Source organism: Fodinibius sp. AD559 (assembly GCF_052712805.1).
Genome location: NZ_JBQPVW010000008.1, coordinates 1 through 23,972, shown reverse-complemented (window position 1 = coordinate 23,972; position 23,972 = coordinate 1). Strand labels below are relative to the sequence as shown.

Annotated in this window: 23 protein-coding genes and 5 tRNA genes; 11 read left to right on the top strand and 17 right to left on the bottom strand. The window is 43.3% G+C overall.

Features of this window, described 5'->3' with window-relative positions; all coding sequences use genetic code 11:
• The 6 genes from frr to rplM all read right to left on the bottom strand — a co-directional run bounded on the left by frr (position 1) and on the right by rplM (position 4,220).
• Positions 1-570: a ribosome recycling factor gene (gene frr / locus ACQ4LT_RS13400; RefSeq protein WP_445666568.1), complete on the bottom strand. Its 570-nt coding sequence runs from the start codon at positions 568-570 to the stop codon at positions 1-3.
• A gap of 66 nt (positions 571-636) precedes the next feature.
• Positions 637-1,362, bottom strand: coding sequence for a UMP kinase (gene pyrH / locus ACQ4LT_RS13395; protein ID WP_445666567.1), 726 nt, complete (start codon positions 1,360-1,362; stop codon positions 637-639).
• Between the two features lie 122 nt (positions 1,363-1,484).
• Positions 1,485-2,318, bottom strand: a complete 834-nt coding sequence (tsf, locus tag ACQ4LT_RS13390; RefSeq protein WP_445666566.1) for a translation elongation factor Ts — start codon at positions 2,316-2,318, stop codon at positions 1,485-1,487.
• Between the two features lie 60 nt (positions 2,319-2,378).
• Positions 2,379-3,233 (bottom strand): 30S ribosomal protein S2, encoded by an 855-nt coding sequence (gene rpsB, locus ACQ4LT_RS13385; RefSeq protein ID WP_445666565.1) that lies wholly within the window; start codon positions 3,231-3,233, stop codon positions 2,379-2,381.
• A gap of 150 nt (positions 3,234-3,383) precedes the next feature.
• Entirely contained in the window at positions 3,384-3,770 is a 387-nt protein-coding gene (rpsI, locus tag ACQ4LT_RS13380) for a 30S ribosomal protein S9 (RefSeq protein WP_322574775.1), read from the bottom strand.
• Positions 3,771-3,776: 6 nt separating this feature from the next.
• Entirely contained in the window at positions 3,777-4,220 is a 444-nt protein-coding gene (gene rplM / locus ACQ4LT_RS13375; protein WP_445666564.1) for a 50S ribosomal protein L13, read from the bottom strand.
• Positions 4,221-4,486: 266 nt separating this feature from the next.
• Here rplM and acnA point away from each other — a divergent pair, with 266 nt between their 5' ends.
• On the top strand, positions 4,487-7,201 hold the full coding sequence (gene acnA, locus ACQ4LT_RS13370; RefSeq protein WP_445666563.1) for an aconitate hydratase AcnA: 2,715 nt from the start codon (positions 4,487-4,489) through the stop codon (positions 7,199-7,201).
• 180 nt (positions 7,202-7,381) lie between these two features.
• Positions 7,382-8,554: a histidine kinase dimerization/phosphoacceptor domain -containing protein gene (locus ACQ4LT_RS13365; RefSeq protein ID WP_445666562.1), complete on the top strand. Its 1,173-nt coding sequence runs from the start codon at positions 7,382-7,384 to the stop codon at positions 8,552-8,554.
• A gap of 12 nt (positions 8,555-8,566) precedes the next feature.
• Here the strand turns inward: ACQ4LT_RS13365 and ACQ4LT_RS13360 are convergent, their stop codons facing one another.
• The 11 genes from ACQ4LT_RS13360 to ACQ4LT_RS13310 form a co-directional block, all read right to left on the bottom strand.
• On the bottom strand, positions 8,567-9,733 hold the full coding sequence (locus ACQ4LT_RS13360; protein WP_445666561.1) for an FAD-dependent monooxygenase: 1,167 nt from the start codon (positions 9,731-9,733) through the stop codon (positions 8,567-8,569).
• Positions 9,726-10,421, bottom strand: coding sequence for a methyltransferase domain-containing protein (locus tag ACQ4LT_RS13355; RefSeq protein WP_445666560.1), 696 nt, complete (start codon positions 10,419-10,421; stop codon positions 9,726-9,728). The genes ACQ4LT_RS13360 and ACQ4LT_RS13355 overlap by 8 nt, the downstream gene beginning before the upstream one ends.
• On the bottom strand, positions 10,421-11,530 hold the full coding sequence (locus tag ACQ4LT_RS13350) for a type III polyketide synthase (protein WP_445666559.1): 1,110 nt from the start codon (positions 11,528-11,530) through the stop codon (positions 10,421-10,423). Before ACQ4LT_RS13350 ends, ACQ4LT_RS13355 begins: the two co-directional genes overlap by 1 nt.
• Before the next feature lie 75 nt (positions 11,531-11,605).
• A complete protein-coding gene (locus ACQ4LT_RS13345) occupies positions 11,606-12,961 on the bottom strand; it encodes an MATE family efflux transporter (protein ID WP_445666558.1) in 1,356 nt (451 codons plus the stop codon).
• A 96-nt stretch (positions 12,962-13,057) separates the two neighbouring features.
• A complete protein-coding gene (locus tag ACQ4LT_RS13340) occupies positions 13,058-16,942 on the bottom strand; it encodes an ATP-binding protein (RefSeq protein ID WP_445666557.1) in 3,885 nt (1,294 codons plus the stop codon).
• A 42-nt stretch (positions 16,943-16,984) separates the two neighbouring features.
• Positions 16,985-17,959, bottom strand: coding sequence for a 2-hydroxyacid dehydrogenase (locus ACQ4LT_RS13335; protein WP_445666556.1), 975 nt, complete (start codon positions 17,957-17,959; stop codon positions 16,985-16,987).
• Positions 17,960-17,965: 6 nt separating this feature from the next.
• Positions 17,966-18,382 carry a hypothetical protein gene (locus ACQ4LT_RS13330; RefSeq protein WP_445666555.1) on the bottom strand — a complete coding sequence of 139 codons (417 nt, stop codon included), beginning with the start codon at positions 18,380-18,382 and terminating at the stop codon, positions 17,966-17,968.
• A 1-nt stretch (position 18,383) separates the two neighbouring features.
• Positions 18,384-18,797 (bottom strand): ribosome silencing factor, encoded by a 414-nt coding sequence (gene rsfS / locus ACQ4LT_RS13325; RefSeq protein ID WP_445666554.1) that lies wholly within the window; start codon positions 18,795-18,797, stop codon positions 18,384-18,386.
• Positions 18,798-18,807: 10 nt separating this feature from the next.
• The gene (locus tag ACQ4LT_RS13320; RefSeq protein WP_445666553.1) at positions 18,808-19,257 is read right to left on the bottom strand and encodes a LytR C-terminal domain-containing protein; all 450 of its coding nucleotides are present in this window, start codon (positions 19,255-19,257) and stop codon (positions 18,808-18,810) included.
• Positions 19,258-19,276: 19 nt separating this feature from the next.
• Positions 19,277-19,813, bottom strand: coding sequence for a hypothetical protein (locus tag ACQ4LT_RS13315; protein ID WP_445666552.1), 537 nt, complete (start codon positions 19,811-19,813; stop codon positions 19,277-19,279).
• A 189-nt stretch (positions 19,814-20,002) separates the two neighbouring features.
• Positions 20,003-20,088 (bottom strand) — tRNA-Ser (locus ACQ4LT_RS13310).
• Positions 20,089-20,199: 111 nt separating this feature from the next.
• Here ACQ4LT_RS13310 and queA point away from each other — a divergent pair.
• The 9 genes from queA to ACQ4LT_RS13265 form a co-directional block, all read left to right on the top strand.
• Entirely contained in the window at positions 20,200-21,246 is a 1,047-nt protein-coding gene (queA, locus tag ACQ4LT_RS13305; RefSeq protein WP_445666551.1) for a tRNA preQ1(34) S-adenosylmethionine ribosyltransferase-isomerase QueA, read from the top strand.
• Positions 21,247-21,249: 3 nt separating this feature from the next.
• Positions 21,250-21,939, top strand: coding sequence for a 2-C-methyl-D-erythritol 4-phosphate cytidylyltransferase (gene ispD / locus ACQ4LT_RS13300; RefSeq protein ID WP_445666550.1), 690 nt, complete (start codon positions 21,250-21,252; stop codon positions 21,937-21,939).
• Position 21,940: 1 nt separating this feature from the next.
• Positions 21,941-22,417 (top strand): 2-C-methyl-D-erythritol 2,4-cyclodiphosphate synthase, encoded by a 477-nt coding sequence (ispF, locus tag ACQ4LT_RS13295; protein WP_445666549.1) that lies wholly within the window; start codon positions 21,941-21,943, stop codon positions 22,415-22,417.
• Positions 22,417-23,049: a DedA family protein gene (locus ACQ4LT_RS13290; RefSeq protein ID WP_445666548.1), complete on the top strand. Its 633-nt coding sequence runs from the start codon at positions 22,417-22,419 to the stop codon at positions 23,047-23,049. The genes ispF and ACQ4LT_RS13290 overlap by 1 nt, the downstream gene beginning before the upstream one ends.
• A gap of 149 nt (positions 23,050-23,198) precedes the next feature.
• Positions 23,199-23,270, top strand: a tRNA-Thr gene (locus ACQ4LT_RS13285).
• 62 nt (positions 23,271-23,332) lie between these two features.
• Positions 23,333-23,415 (top strand) — tRNA-Tyr (locus tag ACQ4LT_RS13280).
• Positions 23,416-23,421: 6 nt separating this feature from the next.
• Positions 23,422-23,494, top strand: a tRNA-Gly gene (locus tag ACQ4LT_RS13275).
• Between the two features lie 24 nt (positions 23,495-23,518).
• A tRNA-Thr gene (locus ACQ4LT_RS13270) sits at positions 23,519-23,590 on the top strand.
• Between the two features lie 62 nt (positions 23,591-23,652).
• Positions 23,653-23,972, top strand: a 320-nt coding sequence (locus tag ACQ4LT_RS13265; RefSeq protein WP_445666547.1) for a GTP-binding protein, incomplete at its 3' end; no start/stop codon positions are given.

Sequence of the window (23,972 nt, the reverse complement as noted above, 5' to 3'; positions counted from 1 at the left end):
TTATACGGTCATAATCTCTTTTTCTTTCTTCTCAGAAAGTTCTTCGACTTTTTCGGTATGCTGGTCAGTTAATTTTTGGATTTCATCTTCCGCCTCATAAAGAGAATCTTCAGGCAATGATTCTTCCTGTACTTTCTTTTTAACCTCATCATTGGCATCGCGACGGCTATTACGAATAGAAATGCGTGCTTCTTCTGCCAGTTCGTTGACACGTTTTACCAGTTCTTTACGGCGCTCTTCTGACAGTATAGGCAGTGGGATCCTGATAATATTCCCATCATTATTGGGATTTAAGCCCAGTCCGGCAGACATAATGGCCTTTTCAATATCTTCCATGGCGGATTTATCAAAGGGTTCTACCGTAAGGAGACGGGCTTCGGGCGCACTAACGTTAGCCAACTGATTTAGTGGTGTTTGGGAGCCATAGTAATCTACTTTTACCCCATCAAGTATTGAAGGTTGTGCTTTGCCCGCGCGAATATGAGAAAGTTCTTTTTTATAGTGGGCAACAGCCTGATTCATTTTCTTGTCGACAGATTTAATAATGGAATCTAACTCTGGTGGTATCATAATAATCGCGGTTATTTGAAATCGTTTTAGTGATGCAGGTATTAAATCAAAATGAATTTAAGAAATCTAAGAATCTTCCCAAACCACCTTTGATCCTACAGATGCATCTTCTTGTAGGACTTTTTTCAGGTTTCCAACTTTGTTCATGTCAAAAACGATGATAGGCGTTTTGTTTTCGCGACAGAGCGTAAAGGCTGTTAGATCCATAATATCCAGCTGGCGGCTAAGTACTTCTTCGCCGGTAATAGTGGGGAATTTTTCAGCATCAGGATTGATTTCCGGATCGGAATCAAAAATACCGTCAACGCGAGTCCCTTTGAGAATAACATCGGCTTCAATTTCGATGGCACGTAGTGAAGCTGCTGTATCGGTCGTGAAATAGGGATTTCCGGTTCCGGCACCAAAAATGACAACCCGTCCCTTTTCGAGGTGTCGGGTGGCACGCCGACGAATGTAGGGTTCGGCGATTTCTTCCATTCTAATGGCCGACATCAGTCGGGTCTGCACGCCCATCCGTTCCATAGAATCCTGTAGTGCCATACTGTTAATCATGGTAGCAAGCATGCCCATGTAATCGCCCTGAACGCGATCCATACCTTCTGTGGCGCCCTTGACACCTCTAAAGATATTTCCCCCTCCTACAACAACAGAAACCTCAAATCCTTCGTCATGTATAGATTTGATTTCCTCGGAATATTGGGTAAGAATATCTCCGTCAATGCCGTGTCCCTGTTCGCCTAAAAGTGCTTCTCCGCTTACTTTTAATAAAATTCGGTGATATGTGCTGTTCACTTTTTTACCCTTGTTAATTATTGAATTGACTGTCTTTTTAAAACGATCTGATCAATCTTATAATCTCTTAAGCATAAAAAAAAGGCTACCGAATTGGTAGCCTTTTTTGCGAATCAAAATGATTACGAATCATCGCCGAGCTGGAGTCGATGGAACGACTTAACCAGCGGAGTATCGTTGTTTTTGAGATACTCCTTGACAGAGAGGCTGTTGTCCTTCACAAACTTCTGCTCCAGAAGAACGCGTTCTTCATAGAAGCGTCGCAATTTACCTTGTGAGGCTTTTTCAGCAATCTCCTCAGATTTCCCTTCTTCAAGAAGTTGATCTTTAGCGATTTCGAGTTCTTTTTCAACGATCGAGCTGTCAACACCGTCTCGTGTTACTGCCAGCGGATTCATTGCTGCAATCTGCATAGCTACATCCTTGCCTACTTCGGGGTCTTCCACATCATCTTCAAACTCAACTAACACCCCGAGTTGATTGCCAGGATGGATATATGAAATAAAGAACCCATCTGTTTCGGCATATACAACACGATTGATTTTAATCTTTTCACCGATTTTACCAACCATATCTTTTACGTGATCGGCAATAGAAAGTCCGTCGTGTTCAGTTTCAAGCAGTTCATCAACCGATTCGATTTGGTTTTCAAATACGATGTCTAAAAACTGTTGTGCACGGTTTTGAAAATCATCATTGCGAGCAACGAAATCTGTTTCACAGTTAATTTCGAGTGCAGCAGCTTTACTTCCGTCATCGCTTACGCGTGTAACAATTAAGCCTTGGTTGGCTTCACGATCAGCGCGTTTTTCAGAAAGCTTTTGTCCCTTTTTGCGAAGGATTTCAGTTGCTTTTTCAAAATCGCCGTCAGCTTCTTGTAGGGCCTTTTTGCAGTCCATCATGCCGGCCCCGGTTTGTTCGCGTAGTTCTTTTACGTCTTTTGCAGAAATACTCATTGTTCGAGTTACGCTATTTAAATTGTTGTTCTAAGTTTAAAAGGATAGTACGGCCGTTTATTACTCTTCTTCGTTTGAAGAATCGTCGCTGGAATCCTTCTTCTTTTTCTTCTTGCGACGTTTACGGCGTTTGCCTGTAGCTTTGGTTTTTTCTTTCACCTGCTGCTCTTCGGCTTTACGTGCTTCTTCCGTAGCTTGATCCATAATTTGCTCTTCACTTTGAGCTTCGCGCTCAGCATTACCTTCAATAATAGCATCAGCAATTTTAGAAGTGACAAGCTGGATGCTGCGAGCAGAATCATCATTGCAGGGGATAATGTAATCCGGAGTATCGGGATCACTGTTGGTATCAACCATTGCAATAAGAGGAATGTTTAGTTTAACCGCTTCGTTTACGGCGATGTCCTCTTTGATTGTGTCGACAACAAAAATTGCGCCGGGAAGATGTCCCATATTGGCAATACCGCCCAAGGTGTTTTCGAGTTTTTCGTACTCACGTTCGAGCATGAGGGCTTCTTTCTTTGTAAGCTCTTCAAAGGTACCGTCCTTACTCATGCGGTCGATCTCTTCCATGCGAGAGATGCTCTTTTTGACAGTACTGAAGTTGGTCATCATTCCTCCTAACCAACGGTGAGTAACAAAAGGCATACCGCATCGGATAGCCTCTGTTCTAACAATGTCTTGAGCTTGCTTTTTTGTCCCCACAAAAAGAATATCTTTTCCGGCACGGGCAAGCTTGGTAACTTCATCCAGTGCTTCTTGGAAAAATTTCTGTGTCTTTTTGAGGTCAATGATGTGAATCCCGTTGCGTTCCATGAAGATAAACTCCTTCATTTTGGGATTCCATCGACGGGTAAGGTGACCAAAATGGGCACCGGATTTCAATAGTTCTTCTAAGTCAGGTGTAGTAGGCATAGGTTAGATTTATTTTTGAGTTAATCCTCTATGCAGATCATCCCCGGCGCTAATCCCAACAAATGTTGGGACACTCGGCGCACTGAGTAGCTGCATATGTGTGATTGAATGTTGTATGTGTGGAAAAAGAAAACGTATAAGCGCGATCTATTAACGCTTGGAGAACTGGAACTTTTTACGAGCACCAGGTTGACCGTATTTCTTACGCTCTACCATACGATCGTCACGTGTAAGCAGATCATGTGCTTTTAATACATCGTGCCACTCTTCGTTATGATCGTCAAGAGCGCGGGCCAAAGCGTGTTGGATGGCTCCGGACTGTCCGGTAATGCCACCACCGCTTACATTTACCAAAATATCAAACTGTCCGTCAGATTCGGTAACGTCAAGCGGAAGCTTGGCTATATTGCGATGTGCCTGAGTGCAAAAATATTCATCCAGAGGTCGTTTGTTTACAACAAACTCACCTGATCCAGATTGAATATAGAGTCGCGCAGTAGAAGTTTTTCTTCTTCCGATGAAATTTTTCTGTTCCATTCGTGATTAAAGCTCGATTTTTTCTGGTTGTTGTGCTTCTTGTTCATGAACCGGACCGGCATAAATCCGAACGTTGGTCATAAGCTTGTCGCCCATCTTGTTCTTTGGCAACATTCCTTTTACAGCTTTTTCAATAACCAATTCGGGATTGTGGTCCAGCATCTCTTCTGCCGAAGTAAAACGTTCGCTGCCGGGATATCCGGAATAACGGAAATATTCTTTCTGCTGTAATTTCTTGCCGCTCAGTGTAACTTTGCTGGCATTGATTACAACAACGTTGTCACCGGTGTCCATATGCGGAGCGAAGTTAGGCTTGTGCTTGCCTCTAAGTAGGGTTGCTACCTTCGAAGCAACTCTTCCGAGTGCCTGATCTTCGGCATCAACAAGAACCCAATTCTTTTCGATATCACTCGGTTTTGGGGAGTAGGTCTTGTAACTGTTAGTATCCACGGTTAAAAGTTGTTTATAATTGCTTTTGTGTGAAGTCTCGAAAAATAGGCTTATTTAAATCCATTTGCAACGGTGAAGTTATGAATATTTTCTAAGCATCATTTAGATGGACCAATCACAGATTTTTGAATCAAATTAGATGTATAATAGATAAAATTCATGGAGTTTAAGATAAGATATTCTTAAAAATTAATTATATCTTACAAGCACGAAATAGACCTGTTTAAACAGGTTAAGCCAAGTTTAAAAAGGACAACCAAGAACCCATGAGTAACGAAAATAAATTTTTACAGACGAAGACCCCTTTTGATACAGGCAAAGGTCAAGCACACCTGTATAGTTTGAAGAAACTGGAGGAAATGGGGTATGGAAATGTAAGCAACCTTCCTTTTACCATCCGTATATTATTGGAGGCTGTGCTTAGAGAGTATGATGGCTATGTCTTTTCGGAAGATGACGTAGATGCTTTAGCTAATTATAACGCCAAAGATCCGCAGGGAGAGATTCCTTTTAAACCTTCCCGAGTTGTGCTTCAGGATTTTACGGGCGTGCCGGCTATTGTTGATTTGGCGGCGCTGCGTTCTGCCATGGAGCGTATGGGCGGCAATCCTACTTCTATCAATCCACAGGTGCCGGTAGATCTTGTGATTGACCACTCGGTACAGGTGGATGAGTTTGGTCAGGAGTACGCCTTTATGCATAATGTGGAAAAAGAATTTGAGCGGAATCGCGAGAGATATGAGTTCTTGAAGTGGGGACAGAGTTCGTTTGATAATTTTAGAGTTGTTCCTCCGGGACGCGGAATTGTCCACCAGGTAAATCTTGAGTATTTGGCAAAAGGAGCATTTAGTAGAGAGGAAGAAGATGGCACTACGGTTGTTTATCCCGATACGCTGGTTGGTACGGATTCGCATACAACAATGATTAACGGCCTCGGTATCTTAGGTTGGGGTGTTGGCGGTATTGAAGCTGAAGCAGCCATGTTGGGGCAACCTATATATATGTTGGTGCCCGAAGTTGTTGGAATGAAGTTAACCGGTGAGCTTCGCGAAGGCATTACCGCAACTGATTTGACGCTGACTGTAACGCAGATGCTTCGAAAGCACGGCGTTGTGGGCAAATTTGTAGAGTTTTACGGCGATGGACTTAGCAATATGAGTCTGCCCGATCGTGCAACAATTGCTAACATGTCTCCGGAATACGGAGCTACCATGGGCTTTTTCCCGATGGATGATGAAGCCATGCGCTACATGCGTCGTACCGGACGAGATCCCGAGCACGTGGAAATGGTTGAGCGCTATATGAAGGAGCAGGGATTGTATCGCACGGATGATACGCCCGATCCCGAATTTACAGACACGCTTGAGCTTGACTTGGGAGATGTGGAGACATCGCTGGCCGGTCCCAAACTTCCGCATGATCGTATCACATTGCCGAATATGAAAGAAACGTTCGAGAACAGCCTGACCAGTGATGACCCGACGATGGGCTTCAACCTAGCACAGGAAAAGCTTGCCAATAAAGGTACGTTCAAAAACGGTCAGGAAATTGAGATGGAGCATGGCGATGTCGTTATTGCTGCTATTACATCTTGTACGAATACTTCGAATCCAAGTGTGATGCTGGGTGCTGGAATTGTAGCTAAAAAAGCTTTTGAAAAAGGGCTGGAAGTTCCTCCATATGTAAAAACATCGCTGGCTCCCGGATCTCGCGTGGTTACCGATTATCTTGAAGAGGCCGGACTTACGGATTATATGGATAGTCTCGGCTTTAACTTGGTTGGTTATGGATGTACAACGTGCATCGGTAACTCAGGGCCGTTGCCTCAAGCTGTTGAAAATGCTGTAAAAGAAGGTGACCTGATTGTTGCAGGAGTGCTCTCCGGTAACCGAAACTTTGAAGGACGTATTCATCCCTATGTAAAAGCCAATTACCTGGCTTCTCCGCCGCTGGTTGTAGCTTATGCGTTGGCCGGTACGGTAGATATTGATTTGGAACACGAGCCACTTGGCAAAGATAAGGATGGCAATGATGTCTATCTCAAAGATATCTGGCCAACGTCGGATGAGATTGCCGAACATCTCGACAATGCTATTCGTCCTGAGCTGTTTGAAAAGCAATATGGTGATATTTTCAAATCCGATGAGTGGGATGAAATACCTGTTGGCGGAGGAGAGCTTTATGAATGGAAGGATGACTCTACTTATATCCAAGAGCCGCCGTTCTTTATGGATATGGGCGAAGATCCCGATCCTATCACCTCAATTAACGGAGCGCGAGCGCTGGTGAAAGTGGGTGACTCTATAACGACCGATCATATTTCTCCGGCGGGAAATATTCCTAAAGACAGTCCGGCTGGAGAGTACTTGATTGAGCACGATGTTGAGCCGAAAGATTTTAACTCGTATGGATCGCGTCGTGGTAACGACCGGGTAATGACTCGCGGAACGTTTGCGAATGTGCGATTCAAAAATCAGCTGGCACCGGGTAAAGAGGGAGGTTATACTAAATACTTCCCCGAAGATGAGATCACAACTATCTATGATGCGGCCATGCGGTATAAAGAAGATGATACGCCGCTTGTTGCACTGGCTGGCGATCAGTATGGTACAGGCTCGTCCCGTGACTGGGCTGCCAAAGGTACTATTTTGCTGGGTGTTGAAGCGGTTATCGCTACATCGTACGAACGGATTCATCGTTCTAACCTTGTTGGAATGGGGGTACTTCCGTTGCAGTTCAAGGAAGGGGAATCAGCCGATACGCTCGGGCTTGATGGTTCCGAAGAGTTTGATATCCATTTGGATGATGAGCTCGAAGCACAGCAGATGGTGAAAGTTGATGCCAAAAAAGAAAACGGTGAAACCGTTTCTTTTGAAACGGTCTGCCGTATGGACACGCCAGTTGAAGTAGAATACTATCGCAATGGTGGAATTTTACATTACGTTCTGCGAGAATACTATCGAGCTGAACAAGAACAGTAGAATTAACAGCTGTTAACCAGAATATAAAATGTTAAAGCCCGGACTCGTTTGGAGTCCGGGCTTTTTTATTGATATATAGTTATAATTCTTTTATCTATTTTTAAATAAGCTCAAGAAATATTAAATAGATTAAAATAAGAGAGAGTAAAAAAAATAAGGTAAATCGGGTTTGAGGTTAAAATGTCATCACCTAACAGAGATAAGATAGCAGGCAAAATATCATATGATAATAAAACAAGTAGTAGTCTTCAGATTCTGCTAAATAATATCAACAGTGTTAATAAGGCTGTTAAGTTACATGCCGTTTTGCAAGAGAGTATTGAAGTCGTGCAAAACGTGATGAATACAGAAGCCAGCTCATTGATGCTTTTAGATGAAGATACCGGAGAGTTAATAGTTAGTATGCCTACGGGCCCGGTTAAAAAAGAGATCAAGGGAAAAAGAATTGAAGAGGGGACGGGAATTGGCGGTTGGGTCATTAAAAATAAAGAACCATTCTATTCTAATGATGTAACTAAAAGTGATCTGTTTGCTGGTGATATATCTGAAAACTTTACCAGCGAAAACATCATTTGCGTACCCCTTAGAAACAGTAATAAAAAAGTTATCGGAGTATTACAGGCTTTAAATAGGCGCAACGGTGATTTTACTGATCAGGATATTCCTGTATTTGAGGCGCTGGCTGATCATGTGGCATTGGCTATTGAACGAAGTAGAGAACTGCAGGAAGTTCAAGATAAGCTCGAAGAACGAGATCTGATGCTGACAGAGGTACATCACCGGTTAAAGAATAACTTATCTACGATAACGGCATTAATAGAGTTGGAGCTACCTGATGTTGAAGATAAGACGGCCAAGGAAGCCTTGCAGAAAACGATGGCTCGTATTAAGTCGATGACAGAGGTACATGATTTTCTGTATAACAATAAGCCCGGTAATGAGATTAAGCTGAAGTTATATGTTGAGCGGTTATCCAGTAAGATTGCTAACATCTTATCCCATGCTTCACGAGATGTTAAAATAAAAGTAAAGGCTGATGATGTATCTTTGGATACTGACCGCGCCATGAGTTGTGGGTTGCTTCTCAACGAATTATTGGTGAATTGCTATAAGCATGCTTTTGATGAAGAAATCGAGAATCCCAGAATTATTATCGAGCTGAGCGAAATAAATGATGAAGTGATTGAGTTTAAAGTTTCGGATAACGGGACTGGACTTGGGGAGGATTTTTCGATCACTGAATCGGGCTCAGTTGGCGGATGGCTTATTGATGTACTTATTCGCAGGCTCGAAGCAGATATAGATATTCAACGAGGGGATGGAACTACCTTTTTAATTCGTTTTGATAAATAAGGTCGGAACAGTCTAAATTGGCCATTTTTCAATACCGCGCATCGTAAAAATATTAGCCATGAGTTGAGAGATAGGGGGCTTCAGCATCAGGGAAACCATCATTTCTCGAAAAAATGGAGTCGTAATTTTTCTACCTAACTTCATATTCATCTCGGCTCTTCGGATCGCAATTTTAGCGGCGTGTTTTCTTCGTTTTTGATACTGATTTAGGATCGCATCTTTCTGGAAGCTATTGCCCAACACCTGAGGTAATATATTTGCTAAATCGTGGGCATCAAGCCAGCCCAAATTCATTCCCTGTCCGCCTATAGGACTTACGATATGGGCAGCATCTCCGACTAAAATTGTGTGATCTTTAACCATAGAATCAGCAATTAGCTTCTGTACGCCAAAGCTGCTGAGCATATTATACTCAGTATCGCTCAGTGAATGGCCAATCCTATTAAAAACACTTGATGTCAGCTGTTCTTTTGAAACATCATCAATGTAATCAGTTGTTTTAACCACCCATCGCCGGCGGTTATTGGGTAGCGGAAAGGATTCAATAAGTCCCTCATCGCATATAAAAATAGCCGCATCAGAACCAAAATCAGTGTTGTCAGAAAAATCGCCCATGATATAGGTATCGGGATAATATTGTCCCTTGAATGAGATTCCGCTTTGCCTGCGAACTAAGCTATTTTTACCGTCACATCCCACCAGATATTCTGATCGGATAGTATGGCTTTTCCCGTTGTGCTTAAAGGTAATGTCAACATGTTGGCCATTATCTGTGATGGTATTGACCGCTGCATTGCGGAGCAGGATATTAGGATTTCGTTCGGTCAAGGCCTGTTCGAGCAGCGATTCGGTTCGGTATTGAGGGAGAGCTAAAATAAAGTTGAAAGGCTTCGGGCAGCTTTGAAAAGACAGGGTGCCCAGCTTTTTGGTGTTTACAAAAGCGTGTCCTTTATGGATTTTTACCCCATCCCGAATAAAATTGTTGACAATATTTAACTCCTTAAACAGCTCCAACGAGATCGGGTGAATACCCAGAGACCGAGAGCCGGGGCGTGGTGCAGATCTTTTTTCAAGGATAATATTCGAAATGCCTGCTTGTTCAAGACACAAGCCCAGGTAGAGTCCCACCGGACCACCGCCAACAATGGCCACCTGATATGTCTCAGAAATATTATTCATGATTGTATGTCACCAATAAGCGAAAGGGGAAGAGGTTTTGAACATTCCAATCTGGCGGGACAACTGTTCTCAATTCTTTTTTGGTGTAGCTTCGCTTGATGGATATGAGTCCATCTTCGGTGATGAAAGAATCTCGGAAAAAGGGTCGAGAAAAGATATTGAAAAACAGGTAAGCCCAATCGCTTCTGCGCAGATCGTTAAAAATGACCGATTTTGAGCATAATTTTCTTGCCTGTTCCAGTATAGGTAAGAGTTTCTGCTCATCCAGGTGATGAATCAGATGGTTAGATAGAACGAAGTCGAATTGTTGTGTATTTGCATCCAATTCTGAGAGTCCGCATTGCAAGAATTCAATATTTGAGGGCAGTTCAAGTGTTTGTACAAATTCTATTGCCCGAGGATCGGGATCAATAGCTGTAATTTTGAAGTTTATTCCATCCTCTTGCAACCACTCGGCTAACTTTGTGGGAATATCACCTCCGCCAAAGCCGATATCCAAAAACGAAAATTGCGAATGCTGGTCAAGTTGTGGGCGAATATACTTCTTATAGATAGGTCGCCATTGCGATATTAATGCATTGATCTGGCTAAACTGCTGATAGGTATTTTGTAGTTTGTCCACATTGCAATGGGGATCATCCATGCGTTCTTTGCTCTCGATATCTCGATGTGATAAAAACAGAGGCATCAGCTTGACTGGATTTTTTGGAGTAATCCACTTTCGATGGTTAATCCCGGCCCAAAGGCCATCGCCAGAACAGCTTCTTGTTTTTTTGAAGCTGGCCGATTTAACAAATCTTTTAATACAAATAGGATTGTAGCACTGCTCATATTTCCGTAGTCGGCCAGCACCTTTCGGGATGGGGAGATTTGCGCCTCCTCCAGCCCAAAGCTTTTTTGTACTTTATCGAGAATGGCACGTCCGCCGGGATGAAGTGCCCAGTGATTAATATCATCCGCAGTAAGCTGGTAATTCGCAAACAATGGTTGGATCGATTGCTTAAGATTCGCCTCGATAATATCCGGCACATAAGTAGATAATATCATATCAAAGCCGGTATCGCCGATTGTCCACGCCATATCTTTTTCACTTTCTTGGGCGATGGAGGTGGTAAACTGGGTTAGCTCAAAACTGGCGGTAGATTTCGGTTTATTTTTGCTGATTAAAACTCCTGCTGCACCGTCGGCAAATACGGATGCAGAAATCAAATTATCGGTGACTTCCGAAGGTTGCAGGTGGATGGAACAGAGTTCAAGACAAACAATGAGCACTTTGGCATCAGGTTGAGACTCACAAAAAGCTTTGGCCATTTTCATAGCGGGAAAGGCGGCAAAACATCCCATAAAACCAAGATGGAAACGTTGGGTAGATGTTGGTAACCCCAATTTTTGGATAATTTCGAATCCGGGTTCCGGAGCAAAAAATCCCGTGCAGGAAACGGTTATAACATGTGTGATATCCTCACGATTTACCGATGGATTCTCGGTAATAGTTTGTCGAGCAGTTTTGACAAAAAGTTGTTTGGCTTTCTGAACGTAGAGCTTGTTGCGATCTCCGGTAGTGGGTACGTTTAGGGTGCCATCCTCCTGGAAGAAAAAGCGGGGATCACCGTTGGCGTTAAAATCAGGGATAACGGTATGGCGCTTGTTAATCCCCGACTTTGAATAAATACGATGAATAATGCGTTGTGTGATTTCTTTGTCGCCGATATATTCTTTCATGCGGTTGCGCAGAAAGGCTTGATCATACGAGTGCTCGGGAACCACCGTGGAAATGTTTTGGATGTAAACTGACATCTACCGTTAAATTAGAAGGTTAGAGGGTGTACTCTATAATACCCTAATTTTGTAGTAAAAATTCCGAATTCCTAATTACGACTTGTTTTTAGTAAGTAGATAAAATCGAATGTTGTGTAAGATGGCAGCGATTGTCAGACCGGCAATAAGTCCCATCCATAATCCCTGTGGTCCAATGTCGCGAGTAATTCCTAAGTAGTAACCGAGCGGCAGGCCTACCATCCAGTAGGCGATAAAATTAACAACCATGGGAACAGTGGTATCTTTTAGGCCGCGCAGTGCACCATAACCGCTCACTTGCAATCCGTCTGAAATTTGGAAGATGGCAGCCATATATAATAAACTAACAGCAACTCGTTGTACTTCGGCATCCTGGGTATACATACTGGTAATGAGTTCTGGGAAGAGATATATAATTATGGCGGTAATGCTCATGAAAAAGGTAGCTATGGCAATGCCAAGATAACCTCGTTTACGAGCTTCGCCTATAGATCCTTTGCCGATGGCGTTGCCAACGCGTGTAGTGATAGCAGTTGAAAGTCCGAAAGGAACCATAAAGGTCATCGCCGAGAAGTTTAAGGCAACCTGGTGACCGGCTACGGCCACAGCGCTGAGCGATCCCATCAGTAAGCTGACCAGAGCAAACATGGTAACTTCCATGGTAGAGCTAAGTCCGATGGGAACGCCTACTTGCAGGAGTTCTTTCAGGTATTTCCATTCCGGAAGTCGCCAGGTTGAAAATATTTCGAATCGGTCGTATGGTTTGTGGTTCATTGTGAAAAGGAGCATTCCCAAGAACATCACGTAACCTACGAGGGATGAAGCGTATCCGCAGCCGACGGCTCCCAGTTCGGGGAAGCCGAGATGCCCGTACATGAGCACGTAGTTGGCTCCAACGTTGACAAAGACGCCGATAAGAGCGAAGTACATGGCGGGACGTGTTGCCGACATCCCTTCGTTGAAAAAGCGAAGGGCCATATATCCGCAAACACCAAAAATACCCCAGGAAATAGCATCCAGATAACCCTGTGAGAGTGGGATTATTTCTGGTGTAATGTCCAGAAAGTACATTACGAATTCGAGGTTCCGGATCAGAAAAAAAATGGGGATGGCAAGAAAGAGGGAGAGCCAGAGGCCTTGTCGTACGTTAACACCAATTTCATCAAAATTACGTCCACCGATATGTTGGGCCACGATAGGAGTGAGCGCCATGAGCGTACCGGCCGCCAGCATCATGAAGGGCATAAAAACAGCTCCACCAACTGCTACCGCCGCGAGATCTTGCGCCGAAAGATTACCCGCCATCACCGTATCCACAAAGTTCATCGACATTTGCAGTAGTTGGGCGATGATCACGGGCAGACCGATTTTGAGCGTAATACCGGCTTCTTTGCGCAGATTGTATTTTTTGGATTTTAAATAAGCAAGCATTGAAGAATATACTGCTTCAGGGAAGAGAAATTTCTGATTTCAGGGAATCGCGTATGGTACAAAAAAAGAGAGGGAAAAGTAAGCCGAGATCTGCAGTTACTTTTGAGGTAACTTAATCACAAAAGTAGTGCCTTCGTCTTCGACTGATGCAAAGCTAATACTGCCTTCGTGCGCCTCAATAATCTTTTTACAGATCGCCAGTCCCAGGCCGGTGCCGCTGGATTTGGTCGAGAAGTTGGGCACAAAAATGTTGGGACGATCTTCCTCGGCAATACCGCTGCCGTTATCTTCTACCTCAATAAATACGTTTTGTAGATGATGGTACAGCCGAAGTACAATTTCTCCGTCCTCATCGGGCATAGCCTCATATGCATTTTTAACGAGGTTAATGATGACGCGTTTTAGCTCATCCTGAATACCTTGAACCTGCACCGGATGCTGCGGCATCTCCAAGGTGATAGTAACTTTTTCATCGTGCTCATAGAGTTTTGCGACCGAAGTTAAAATGGTCTTTAAGTCAACCTCCTTAAAATCTTCGGTTAGTGGTTGTGAAAATTTTGAAAAGTCAGATGCAATATTGCTGAGCGACTGAATTTGTTCAATCAGGTTGGCAGTAATTTGCTGTACGTTTTTTTTAAGCTCTTCGGGATTATGCCTGTCGCTTTTGAGCTGTCGTTCTAAGTGTTGAACGTTCAGCTTCATCGGTGTTAGCGGATTTTTGATCTCGTGGGCTACCTGCTGGGCCATCTCTTTCCAGGCGGCTTCACGTTCGGCGGCGGCCAACTCTTTTTGAAGCTTTTTAAGTCGCGAAACCATGTTGTTATAAGCCTCGGCAAGATTTCCAATTTCATCGTCACTGGTAACAGGGATAGTGGTATCGAGATTCCCGCCAGATATTTTGTTTAGACCTCGTTGGATGTAAACCAATGGGCGTGTGAGTTGTTTTGAAATAAAGGTTGAGGCAAGGATAAATAATCCAAATACAAACAGGTAAACGAGAATAAGGTAGCTGATGGTTTCAAGCAGCTGCTGGTCGTATTTTGGGGATTCCAAAAACGTGGGAATAGCGATAGTAGCTATAGGTGTATTTTGATTATTTAGGATGGTACGGTAGCCAATAAGTAGGTTTTGTCCTGCCAGCTGAACATTAGAATAAGCATCTTGGCGATCACGATTATTTAGCTGATGGTAAATATCATAAGGCAGAGCTGCGGGCAAGAGATGCTGCTGGTAAATCTGTGGGGTTGTGGTTTCTGTAACGGTTCGTTCGGTATAAAAGCTGGCGTCTACCTCAAGTGGAGTGGTTAGAGAGTCCAGCGAAAAAGAAGAACCGAGTTGGCTTTTATTGCGGATAGCTTGGTTCGACTCAATAGTGTTGGAGAGTCGCTGGAGCTTATCGACCAGCTCTTGCCGCACGATATCACGATTTTGTTGTTTGATAGCATAATGGGATGAGGCAATAAGGAATCCCAGAAAGATCAGCGTTGCCAGTAAAAAGCTGTCGATAAGGCGATCCTGAAAACGCACATTGGAGCCGATAAATCGAAAGTTGAATCTTGGAAGTACCTGCCTGATTAGTAAAATAACGCCACTTATTAACAAGAGGAAAAAGCTAAAACGAAAAAATGAAAAGAGAATAACTCTATAACCGGGTAGTGTAGTACTTGCTTTGATGATGTTATCCGGGGACTCATTCCAAAATAATGTACGGTACGAAAATGTGTCTGTTTGGTTGGTTACATAGATGAGGGTATCATCTTGTAAAGCCTTAAGTTGATTCTCTTCTAAGGTGCGGTACTTTGGAAAATAGTTGGTAAAGCCTTGCTGTACAGAATTTATAAGCTCTCCGTTTTGGAACTTTTGCAAGAGATAAGGGGTGTTTAAATCTTCAAAGCTAAGCCTGGACATAACTGTACGGATGGGTTTGTTGTATTCCGGACGTTCTTGGTATACCGAGCAAAGAATCCAGGCAATAGGTTCTTGATCAGAAATTCCAAAAACGGGAATCCAGCCGCGATAAAAGGTACGATACTCTTGCTGATTGATGAGTTGTGGTAATTGAACGACCGGCCTGATCGTGGACTTGGTGATCTGCTCAATTTCAGTGACGATCTGTAGCGTCGATATGTTATATCTGTTGACCCAGTTGGGGGAGTTAAGGTCGGTGGCATAATCGCCAATTAGTTCTCCTGATGAATTAACAAGCTGAAGATTTAATGAATAGGTATTGCTCCTGGGAGAAATATAATCCCGTATTGTTTGGGTAAATCGGGTTTGTAAATTGGATCTGTTTTCTTGTAGATCTTGTGTGGTAATACCCCGAAAACTTTCCTCAAGTTTGATGAGTAAGTTGCGGGTAAGGTGTTCTGCAAAATGATCCTCTTCTTGGGCATAGCTTGATGCACGCTGCCATAGTTTGTCATCGGTGCTATTGAGCGCTGCCTGATATAATGCGGGTAAACAGACAATCGCAATTAAAAAGGATCCAATGATAGCTTTTCTCAGGTGGGATTTATTAGTTAGCTTTTTTAGATTTGCTTCATAGGCAATAGCAATAGTCAGCACAATGATGAATCCCATAATGCTGCTGTAGAACATCCAATTGAAAATAAACCGTTCGGGAATAAATAGCTGGGCAACAAATAAGCTAATAATAAAGCTGGTGGATAAAACGGATGAAGTGAGTTTAAGGTGCTCCCTGGAGAACCGAAGTAGCATTCGATTTAAGAGAACTAATATATTACCGGCAGCTAAGATTGCTACCCCAAGTACCAGATACAAAATAATGGTTCCGGGTTCTGGAAAAATACGCAAGTCCAGAATAGCAACGCCTGCATTATTGGCCGCTTGGAAAAGCATTTTAAAGAAACTGAGTATGGCCAATGCGTTAACGACTCCAAAAATTGCGGCTAAACTTATGATGCTTAAATACCAGTCGGCTTTGAGTTCGTGTTTATAGTTCTGCAGTTTTTGTTTGATTACCCAAGAGGCAATAAGGGCAAAAGCAGCGTTTATAAATGAAGCACTTAGGTTGGTGACTAAGTTAACCCACTCTGTACTACCGGATGAAGAGATCGAAAGTATCCAGTATGATAATAAACTTGAATACGAGAAAATTGTCCATCCAAGTATGACAAACAGTAGTTGTACCAAGAGGGCTTTCCACAATGAAAGATTTTGGGCAGCTATAAAGAGAATAGAAATAATAAGTACAAAGCTAAGGGCAGCAAAGATGGATCGCCAAAAGGTGTTATTTTCTTCCCATTCTGTTCGGGTTTGCTCGAATTCATCGGAGGTCGCGTAAACCACACCAACGGAATCGCCCTCCAAGTTTGTTAATGTCTGAGTTTGGACGGTTTGGGCAGGGGGGGCACTAAAAATACTAAAATTGAGAGGATACGAAGTTGAAAAGTCATCCGAGTTAAACAGGCTGAATTCACTTTCACTTCCAATAGAAAGCGGATTATTTTGTTGGACCCGATAGGTGGTAAAAAGGTCGTAGTTGATTGTGTCTGAACTGTCTTGGATGCTGAACGGAATGTGGCACTCCCAATAAATTACATTGTTATGCCTCTTGAGGATGAGATCAGGAGCGGAGGGATCCCGGTCTTGTACTTGTGTTGTGTTTTGTAGGGCAAATCCCCTCCAAATGACGGGTTCATTTTCATGATATAGGGCTGCACTCCATAGGGCTGGAATTTGATTCAGTGTATTATAAAGATATTGGTCAGATCTGCTTTGAAGAAGTGGTGCTTGAAGTGCGTTCGCCAGATTTTGTGAGTCGGATAGCAGTTTTTCCTGTTTCTCCAGGAAGTAATCGGTGGCTCTGTCAAGACTGCTTTCGATGACTTCTTTGTTCGTTGTGGCTGAAGGCTTTACGCCGTAGCGCCACCCTTCGAGAAGTAATAGGGTCACAAGCAAAGCCAGCAATGACCAGCCCAGCCAGTGATAGAGTTGTTTTTTTGAGGAGAAGTTCATCATAGCCACATCAATCGGTTCCTTATTACGGAATATGAACCGAAATTAAGGCTGAATCAAGTTGGGAATTTCGGAAGGTGGCTGACCTTCTAATATTCCAATGATAGCATCAGCGGCAAGCATGCCAATAGCTTCGCGAGTTTGAAAGCTGGCACTGGCAATATGGGGTGTTCGAATGCAGTTTGGCGCTGTTTTAAGTTTAGGGTGAAGTTCTGGCTCATTTTCAAAGACATCCAATCCGGCGCCACCGATCAATCCATTGTGGAGGGCTTGGGCAAGGGCCTCTTCGTCAACCACAGGTCCGCGCGACGTGTTAATCAAAATAGCATCTTCTGGCATTAAGGAGAGTATCTCATCATTGATGAGGTGATGGGTTTCATCGGTGAGTGGACAGTGGAGGGTTATAATATCCGATTGTGTGACAAGCTCTTTAACAGTTGCGCAGTATTGGGCATCGAGTTCTTGTTCCAGATCAGGATCTACTTTGCTTCGGTTGTGGTAGCAGATCTCCATCCCCAGGGCTTTGGCTCTGCGAGCTACGCCCGTGCCAATTCGTCCCATACCAATAATGCCAAGCGTGCTGCCGTTTAGTTCTTTTCCTAAGAATCCGAGCGGTTCCCAGTTGTTGAAGTTTCCGTCCAAAAGATATTCCTGGGCTTCAAACAGGCGGCGCGATACGGCCAACATGAGTCCGATCGTAAATTCTGCACAGGAATCGGTGAGCACGTCCGGGGTATTGGCCACAGCTACATTATGTTTTTGGGCTGCTTTAATATCGATGTTGTTATAACCTACCGCATGATTAGCAATAATTTCAAGGTTTGACCCCGCAGCTATAACTTTTTCTGTGATTGGATTGGAAAGCATCGGCAGTAGTGCATCATAACCGGGAATATCATCAATCAGAGCCTGCTCATCATTGTAGGTGCCTCGTTCGCCAACATCTACCTGATACCGTTTTTCAAGTTTATCAATTACGGATGGAATAATGGGCTCTGTAATGAGGACGCGGTTAGACATAAAACCTTACAAACTGTATGAGCTGGCGTTAATTATTACCTTTGTGTGAGTGCTTAGTTCTTTTTCGGTGATGTTATTATAAATATATGAGAAGGGAGTGAGTACTTGCGAGCACATCATATCGGGATTGCGCCACGCCTTGATATCCAAATATAGTGAATCGCCGGTAGTGCGATGAGTAACATTTTGAAGTTTTGTGCAGGCATCGGGGAAAGTTCCGCTGACCACCAGTACTTGCTTATTGTTATCCGTGATCTTTTTAACAGAATCGATATACACTTTTGATTGCTGATACGGTTCATCATCGGGTTCCTGAATGTAAATCAGGTTTTCATAGGATTCCACTGTATTACTTTTCTGTGATGATGAAGCACAGCTAATGATTAAAACAAAAATTGTAGCGGTATAAAGAAGTAGTCGCACGTTACTTATTATCTTCTATTTTTCGTACAGATGCATCATTCCACATTCGTTCAAGAGCATAATATTCCCGCAACTCTTTTTTAAAGATATGAACTACAACATTAACGTAATCAAGAATAACCCATCGGCGCGTTTCCCGCCCTTCCTCTTTCCAGGCTTTTTCATTGAGCTGCTCCTTGGTTTCTTTATTGACGTTATCGGCAATAGATTTAATTTGTACATCCGTATTGGCATGACAAATAACAAATTTATCGGCCAGTGTAGTTAATTCGTGAACATCCAATACGGTGATGTCTTCAGCCTTGCGGTCAAGAAGGGCTTCGCCAATGACTTCAATAAGTTTATCAGAATCAGCCGTCTTCTGGTCATTGGAACTGCTAAATTGTTGATCTTTCTCAGGAGATGTATTTGTCATATAGTATGAATTATAATTTGAGTGATTTGTAATCAGAACCGATTACCACGGTGGCATCCAGATAAAAGTCTTCTGATGCTTCTATAAAAACATGTTCTTTTGCGATACCAAGTGCATCAGCAACTCGCTCGGCATTTTTTGTATCAAAGGTACGTGCTATAACAACCGTATTTTGCATATCAAAATTTTTGAAGTTTCCGGTTTCAACCACATCAAAACCGTTTTTACGCAATGTGGATGTAAAATCGTTGGCAAGGCCCGGAACGCCACAACCATTTAGGACTTCAAGTTGTATAATATCTCCGATTAATTCCGGATTATTTGTTGCTCGTTGGTTTTCGATGCGTGGATAGATAATTCGGGTGAATAATCCGAAGATAAGAATTGCCAGTAAAAGGCTTAGGAAGCCGATAGTTGCGTTTAAGGTAAAAGAGTTCGTTTCGCTATTCTTTGATGTCATTAATTAATAAATCCGAAACTCAAAAGTTGCGATCATGAAATGGTGATGCAAAAGGATTATGTCGCATTCTCGAGGACCATGGATTCATTCCGTATCCATAGCTGGGTACCTGCTGGAAATGAATGCTAATATTGCTCTGGTCGTTTATTTGATAATTAAGTTCAGCGTTACGGATTAAAAACTGGGTATCCATACCGCTATTGGAATTTGGAGACATCATGCTGTTACCAAACGGTGAATGTAGTAGCGACAGATCTACCCGCCCTGTCAAATCTTCCGAAAAGAAGAAATGCATGGTGTTGGTATAGGCGTTCATGTTTTGAAACTGTCCGCCAGAGCTCGAGAACATCATCGAGTAGGAGTGATCCATCTGCATGTTAAACAGATTACCGAGATCGGCACCTTGGCTGGGATCATTTTGTTTGACAATTGGCCCCATCAGGTCAGAGCTATTATTAGCTTCTGATCTTAGCTGTGCATGAGATACCGAGCTTAGCCCAATCAAAAATAAAACGACAAAGGTTATCGTTGATATAAACGCTGTTTTTTTCATCATAAGACAAATACCAGTTTTTTTAATCTCTTAAGAGCTAATATAACGATTAGCTCTCAAAGAAAGTATAATAAAGTCTATATCTAAGATAAAGAACTGAGAATGGTATTTAAGAACTTTCACAAACCGAAGTAAGGTCTAATTATAAGCCTTGTTGAAGTATTATTGATTGACAGTACAGATAGGTCAATGCGGAGGTGGAGGGATTCGAACCCCCGGAACCGAAAAGGTTCAACGGTTTTCGAGACCGCCCCATTCGACCGCTCTGGCACACCTCCATGCAAAATATTGCCGTTTGTCCTACGGGATAAAATAGAGTATATTTGGGACGCTTTGAATCTGACTAAAATACCGGTTAAGCAAAACAAATAAAAGCCCATAGTTCGATAATGAAACTTACCGATTTCAAATTTGATACAGAAGATTATAATGTCCCCGACGAACCTGTGCAGCCCCGTGATGCTGCTAAGCTGATGGTTCTGAATCGAGAAGATCAGTCCATCAAGCATGAGACATTTGCAGACATTCACAAGTACCTGGACGAAGGAGATGTCTTAATTTATAATAACACAAAGGTTTTTCCCGCACGGTTAAAGGGTAAGAAAGAGAAAACTGATGCCGATATTGAAGTTTTTTTGCTTCGGGAATTGGTGCCGGAAAATATGCTTTGGGACGTGTTGGTTGAGCCTGCACGGAAAATTCGTATTGGAAATAAATTGTACTTCGGACCCAACCTGATGGCCGAGGTAATCGATAATACGACATCCCGGGGTCGAACAATCCGTTTTCTTTTTGAAGGATCAAATGAAGAGCTGTATCACATTTTGGATAATATTGGTGAGATGCCGCTGCCCCCTTATATTGAGCGTGAAGCACGTGAGGAAGACAAGGAGCAATATCAAACTATTTTTGCTAAAGAGCGTGGATCGGTTGCAGCACCTTTCGCAGCCATGCACTTTACTGAGGAGCTGGTTGAGAAGTTGGAAGATAAAGGCGTGGAGATGCTTCCCATTACTATGCATATCGGATGGGGCACATTCCGTCCGTGCGAAGTAGAGGATCTGACGAAGCACCGGACGGATTCTGAGAACTATTACATATCTGAGGAAACTTCGTCTAAAATTAACGAAGCCTTGGCCGACGATGATCGCAAAGTTGTAGGTTGTGGTACAACCTCGGTGCGAACCATTGAAACAAGTATTACGGCAAGTGGGATTTCAAAACCGGGTACAGGCTGGACAGATAAATTTATCTTTCCGCCCTATGATTTTAAAATAACCGAAGGAGTGATTACCAACTTCCATCGCCCCGAGTCAACAATGCTAATGTTGGGCGCTGCTTTTGCCGGGTATGATTTTCTGATGGAAGCCTATGAGGAAGCGCAGGAGAATGATTATCGCTTCTTTGCTTTCGGTGACTCAATGCTGATACTGTAAACTGTGACTACGAAAGCCCTTATTATTCCGGCTGCAGGAGCGGGAAGTCGAATGCAGAAAAATACTCCCAAACCTTTTTTACAGCTGGGAAATCGTACTATTCTGGAGCAGACTATACGTCGTTTTTTACCGCTCGATGGATTGCAACAGGTTTTGGTTGCCACTTCATCATCCTTTTTGGGAAAAGCTGAAAATATTCTTGAGGAGGTACTTCCGCCACAGATAAAAGGCAGTTCTCTGGTGGGTGGAGAGACGCGCCAAGAGTCTATATATAATGCTTTGCAAGATATAGCTGGAAGTGATCTTGTGATTGTTCATGATGCCGTGCGCCCTTTTGTAAAGCTTCATCATATTCAGCATTGTTGTGAGACGGCTGAACAATATGGTGGGGCGGTTTTGGGAGTGCCTGCCAAAGATACAATCAAGCGGATAGATGATCAGCAGGAAATTAAGGAAACACCATCGCGAAAATTTTTATGGCAGACTCAAACGCCACAGGTATTTCAAAAGGATTTGCTTCTTCGAGCTTACAAGCAGGCAATCGAGGATGATTTTGTTGGAACGGATGATGCCTCTTTGGTAGAGCGACTGGGTGAGACGGTAAAAATGGTAAAAGGAGATCGATCCAATTTTAAGATTACTTATCCGTTGGATTTAGAGCTGGCAGAATTGTTAATCAATAAAGATAGATAGTATGCGCATCGGATATGGATACGACGTACATCAGTTTAAAGATGGTGGGCCGCTTATTATGGGGGGAGTAGAGATCCCCTTTGGAAAAAGCTTGTCCGGCCATTCTGATGCGGATGTCTTGCTGCACGCCATCACGGATGCTTTACTCGGCGCATGTGCATTGGGTGATTTAGGAAAACATTTTCCGGATACCTCTGAGGATTATGAAGATATTGATAGCAGAGTGCTGTTGCGAGAAGCATTAGTACTTGTTGAGGAAAAGGGATTTTCCGTTGGAAATATTGACGCCACAGTTGTAGCTGAAAAACCCAGATTGGCATCTTATATAGATGAGATGCGTCAAGTGATTGCGAAAGATCTGAAAGTTGGTATTGATCAGATATCTGTAAAGGCAACAACATCCGAAGGGTTGGGGTTTGAAGGCAGTGGTAAAGGTATTTCAGCAAGAGCAGTAGTTTTGTTGATGGGGAGTGAATAATGGCTGAGCAATTTGTTCAGGAGACCGTCCAATTTATTAATACGCTTCCGCCGTCAAGTATTTACTTGGTTTTCTTTTTGGTGGCGTATGTTGAGAATATTGTCCCGCCCATACCCGGTGATGTCTTGGTTGCTTTTGGGGGATACTTAGCTGCCGAATCAGTTATCGGATTGATTCCGGTTTTACTGCTTACCACTATAGCTTCAGTAATAGGGTTTATGAGTATGTATTGGATTGGCAGTCGGTGGGGGACGTTAATTCAGCAAAAAAAGAAGCAGTTTTGGCTACTTCGATTTATTCCGCTGAAGTATTTGAACAAAGTACGTTCATGGATGCGGCGGTGGGGGATGGGGGTCGTGCTGGCAAATCGTTTTTTAGCCGGTACTCGATCCGTTATTTCATTAACAGCTGGAGTAAGCCACACCCGTATTAGCAGTACTATTTTCTATTCAACGATAAGTTCTCTTTTATGGAATAGTATTTTGCTCGGTTTTGGATGGATCGTGCACGAGAATTGGCAACTTATTGGAAAATATCTCTCAATTTATGGGAGAATAATTTTAGCAGGTATTGCTATATTTATAATAATTAGGCTAATAGTCTATTACTACAACAAGCGGAGCCCGAATTGATAGATTTATATAGGTTGCCAAGAAAAAAGATTTAATTAGTGATTTTGTGTTGACAAAAATGAAAACTGTACTTAGTTTTGGAGTCTTTCGGCCAAGGGCTGATTGTTGCATTAGAACGCCAGCCCAAAATATGGAAAAAGACTCGATAAGCCAGCGTAGCTCAGGGGTAGAGCAGCTGTCTTGTAAACAGCCGGTCATCGGTTCGAATCCGGTCGCTGGCTCACTTGGTTCATCGGGTGTTTTAAAAGTTTGGCCGAAGTTGAATTTGACATACTGATTTCGCGGGGGGATACCAAAGCGGCCAACTGGGGCAGACTGTAAATCTGTTGGCGCAAGCCTTCGAAGGTTCGAATCCTTCTCCCCCCACACTAAGCGGGCGTAACTCAATTGGTAGAGTGTCACCCTTCCAAGGTGAATGTTGCCGGTTCGACTCCGGTCGCCCGCTCAGCCCCATGCGGGACAAGCACAAGCCGTTATAGCTCAGGGGTAGAGCACTTCCATGGTAAGGAAGGGGTCGTCGGTTCAATTCCGACTAACGGCTCTGCAAGTGCAGAAATAATTATTGATGTGATTCTGAACATTTAACTGTAAACTTATTTACTCATGGCAAAAGAGACATTTCAGCGAAACAAGCCACATGTAAACATAGGAACGATAGGTCACGTAGACCACGGGAAGACGACCCTGACGGCGGCGATTACGACCGTAATGGCCAAGCACCACGGCGGGGTAGCCAAGCAGTTTGTCGACATTGACAACGCCCCCGAGGAGAAAGAGCGGGGCATAACGATCTCGACGGCGCACGTCGAGTACGAAACCGAAGCGCGCCACTATGCGCACGTGGACTGCCCGGGCCACGCCGACTACGTCAAGAACATGGTGACGGGAGCGGCCCAGATGGACGGGGCGATTTTGGTGGTAGC

Bases quoted from the DNA above. Each gene is read 5' to 3' on its own strand.
- ACQ4LT_RS13340 (WP_445666557.1), bottom strand. From the start codon at position 16,942: ATGATGAACTTCTCCTCAAAAAAACAACTCTATCACTGGCTGGGCTGG.
- queA (WP_445666551.1), top strand. From the start codon at position 20,200: ATGAAACTTACCGATTTCAAATTTGATACAGAAGATTATAATGTCCCC.
- rpsB (WP_445666565.1), bottom strand. From the start codon at position 3,233: ATGCCTACTACACCTGACTTAGAAGAACTATTGAAATCCGGTGCCCAT.
- ACQ4LT_RS13335 (WP_445666556.1), bottom strand. From the start codon at position 17,959: ATGTCTAACCGCGTCCTCATTACAGAGCCCATTATTCCATCCGTAATT.
- ACQ4LT_RS13315 (WP_445666552.1), bottom strand. From the start codon at position 19,813: ATGATGAAAAAAACAGCGTTTATATCAACGATAACCTTTGTCGTTTTA.
- ACQ4LT_RS13365 (WP_445666562.1), top strand. From the start codon at position 7,382: ATGTCATCACCTAACAGAGATAAGATAGCAGGCAAAATATCATATGAT.
- acnA (WP_445666563.1), top strand. From the start codon at position 4,487: ATGAGTAACGAAAATAAATTTTTACAGACGAAGACCCCTTTTGATACA.
- rsfS (WP_445666554.1), bottom strand. From the start codon at position 18,797: ATGACAAATACATCTCCTGAGAAAGATCAACAATTTAGCAGTTCCAAT.
- ispF (WP_445666549.1), top strand. From the start codon at position 21,941: ATGCGCATCGGATATGGATACGACGTACATCAGTTTAAAGATGGTGGG.
- ACQ4LT_RS13320 (WP_445666553.1), bottom strand. From the start codon at position 19,257: ATGACATCAAAGAATAGCGAAACGAACTCTTTTACCTTAAACGCAACT.
- rpsI (WP_322574775.1), bottom strand. From the start codon at position 3,770: ATGGAACAGAAAAATTTCATCGGAAGAAGAAAAACTTCTACTGCGCGA.
- ACQ4LT_RS13355 (WP_445666560.1), bottom strand. From the start codon at position 10,421: ATGCCTCTGTTTTTATCACATCGAGATATCGAGAGCAAAGAACGCATG.
- ACQ4LT_RS13345 (WP_445666558.1), bottom strand. From the start codon at position 12,961: ATGCTTGCTTATTTAAAATCCAAAAAATACAATCTGCGCAAAGAAGCC.
- ACQ4LT_RS13290 (WP_445666548.1), top strand. From the start codon at position 22,417: ATGGCTGAGCAATTTGTTCAGGAGACCGTCCAATTTATTAATACGCTT.
- ACQ4LT_RS13350 (WP_445666559.1), bottom strand. From the start codon at position 11,530: ATGTCAGTTTACATCCAAAACATTTCCACGGTGGTTCCCGAGCACTCG.
- ACQ4LT_RS13360 (WP_445666561.1), bottom strand. From the start codon at position 9,733: ATGAATAATATTTCTGAGACATATCAGGTGGCCATTGTTGGCGGTGGT.
- tsf (WP_445666566.1), bottom strand. From the start codon at position 2,318: ATGAGTATTTCTGCAAAAGACGTAAAAGAACTACGCGAACAAACCGGG.
- frr (WP_445666568.1), bottom strand. From the start codon at position 570: ATGATACCACCAGAGTTAGATTCCATTATTAAATCTGTCGACAAGAAA.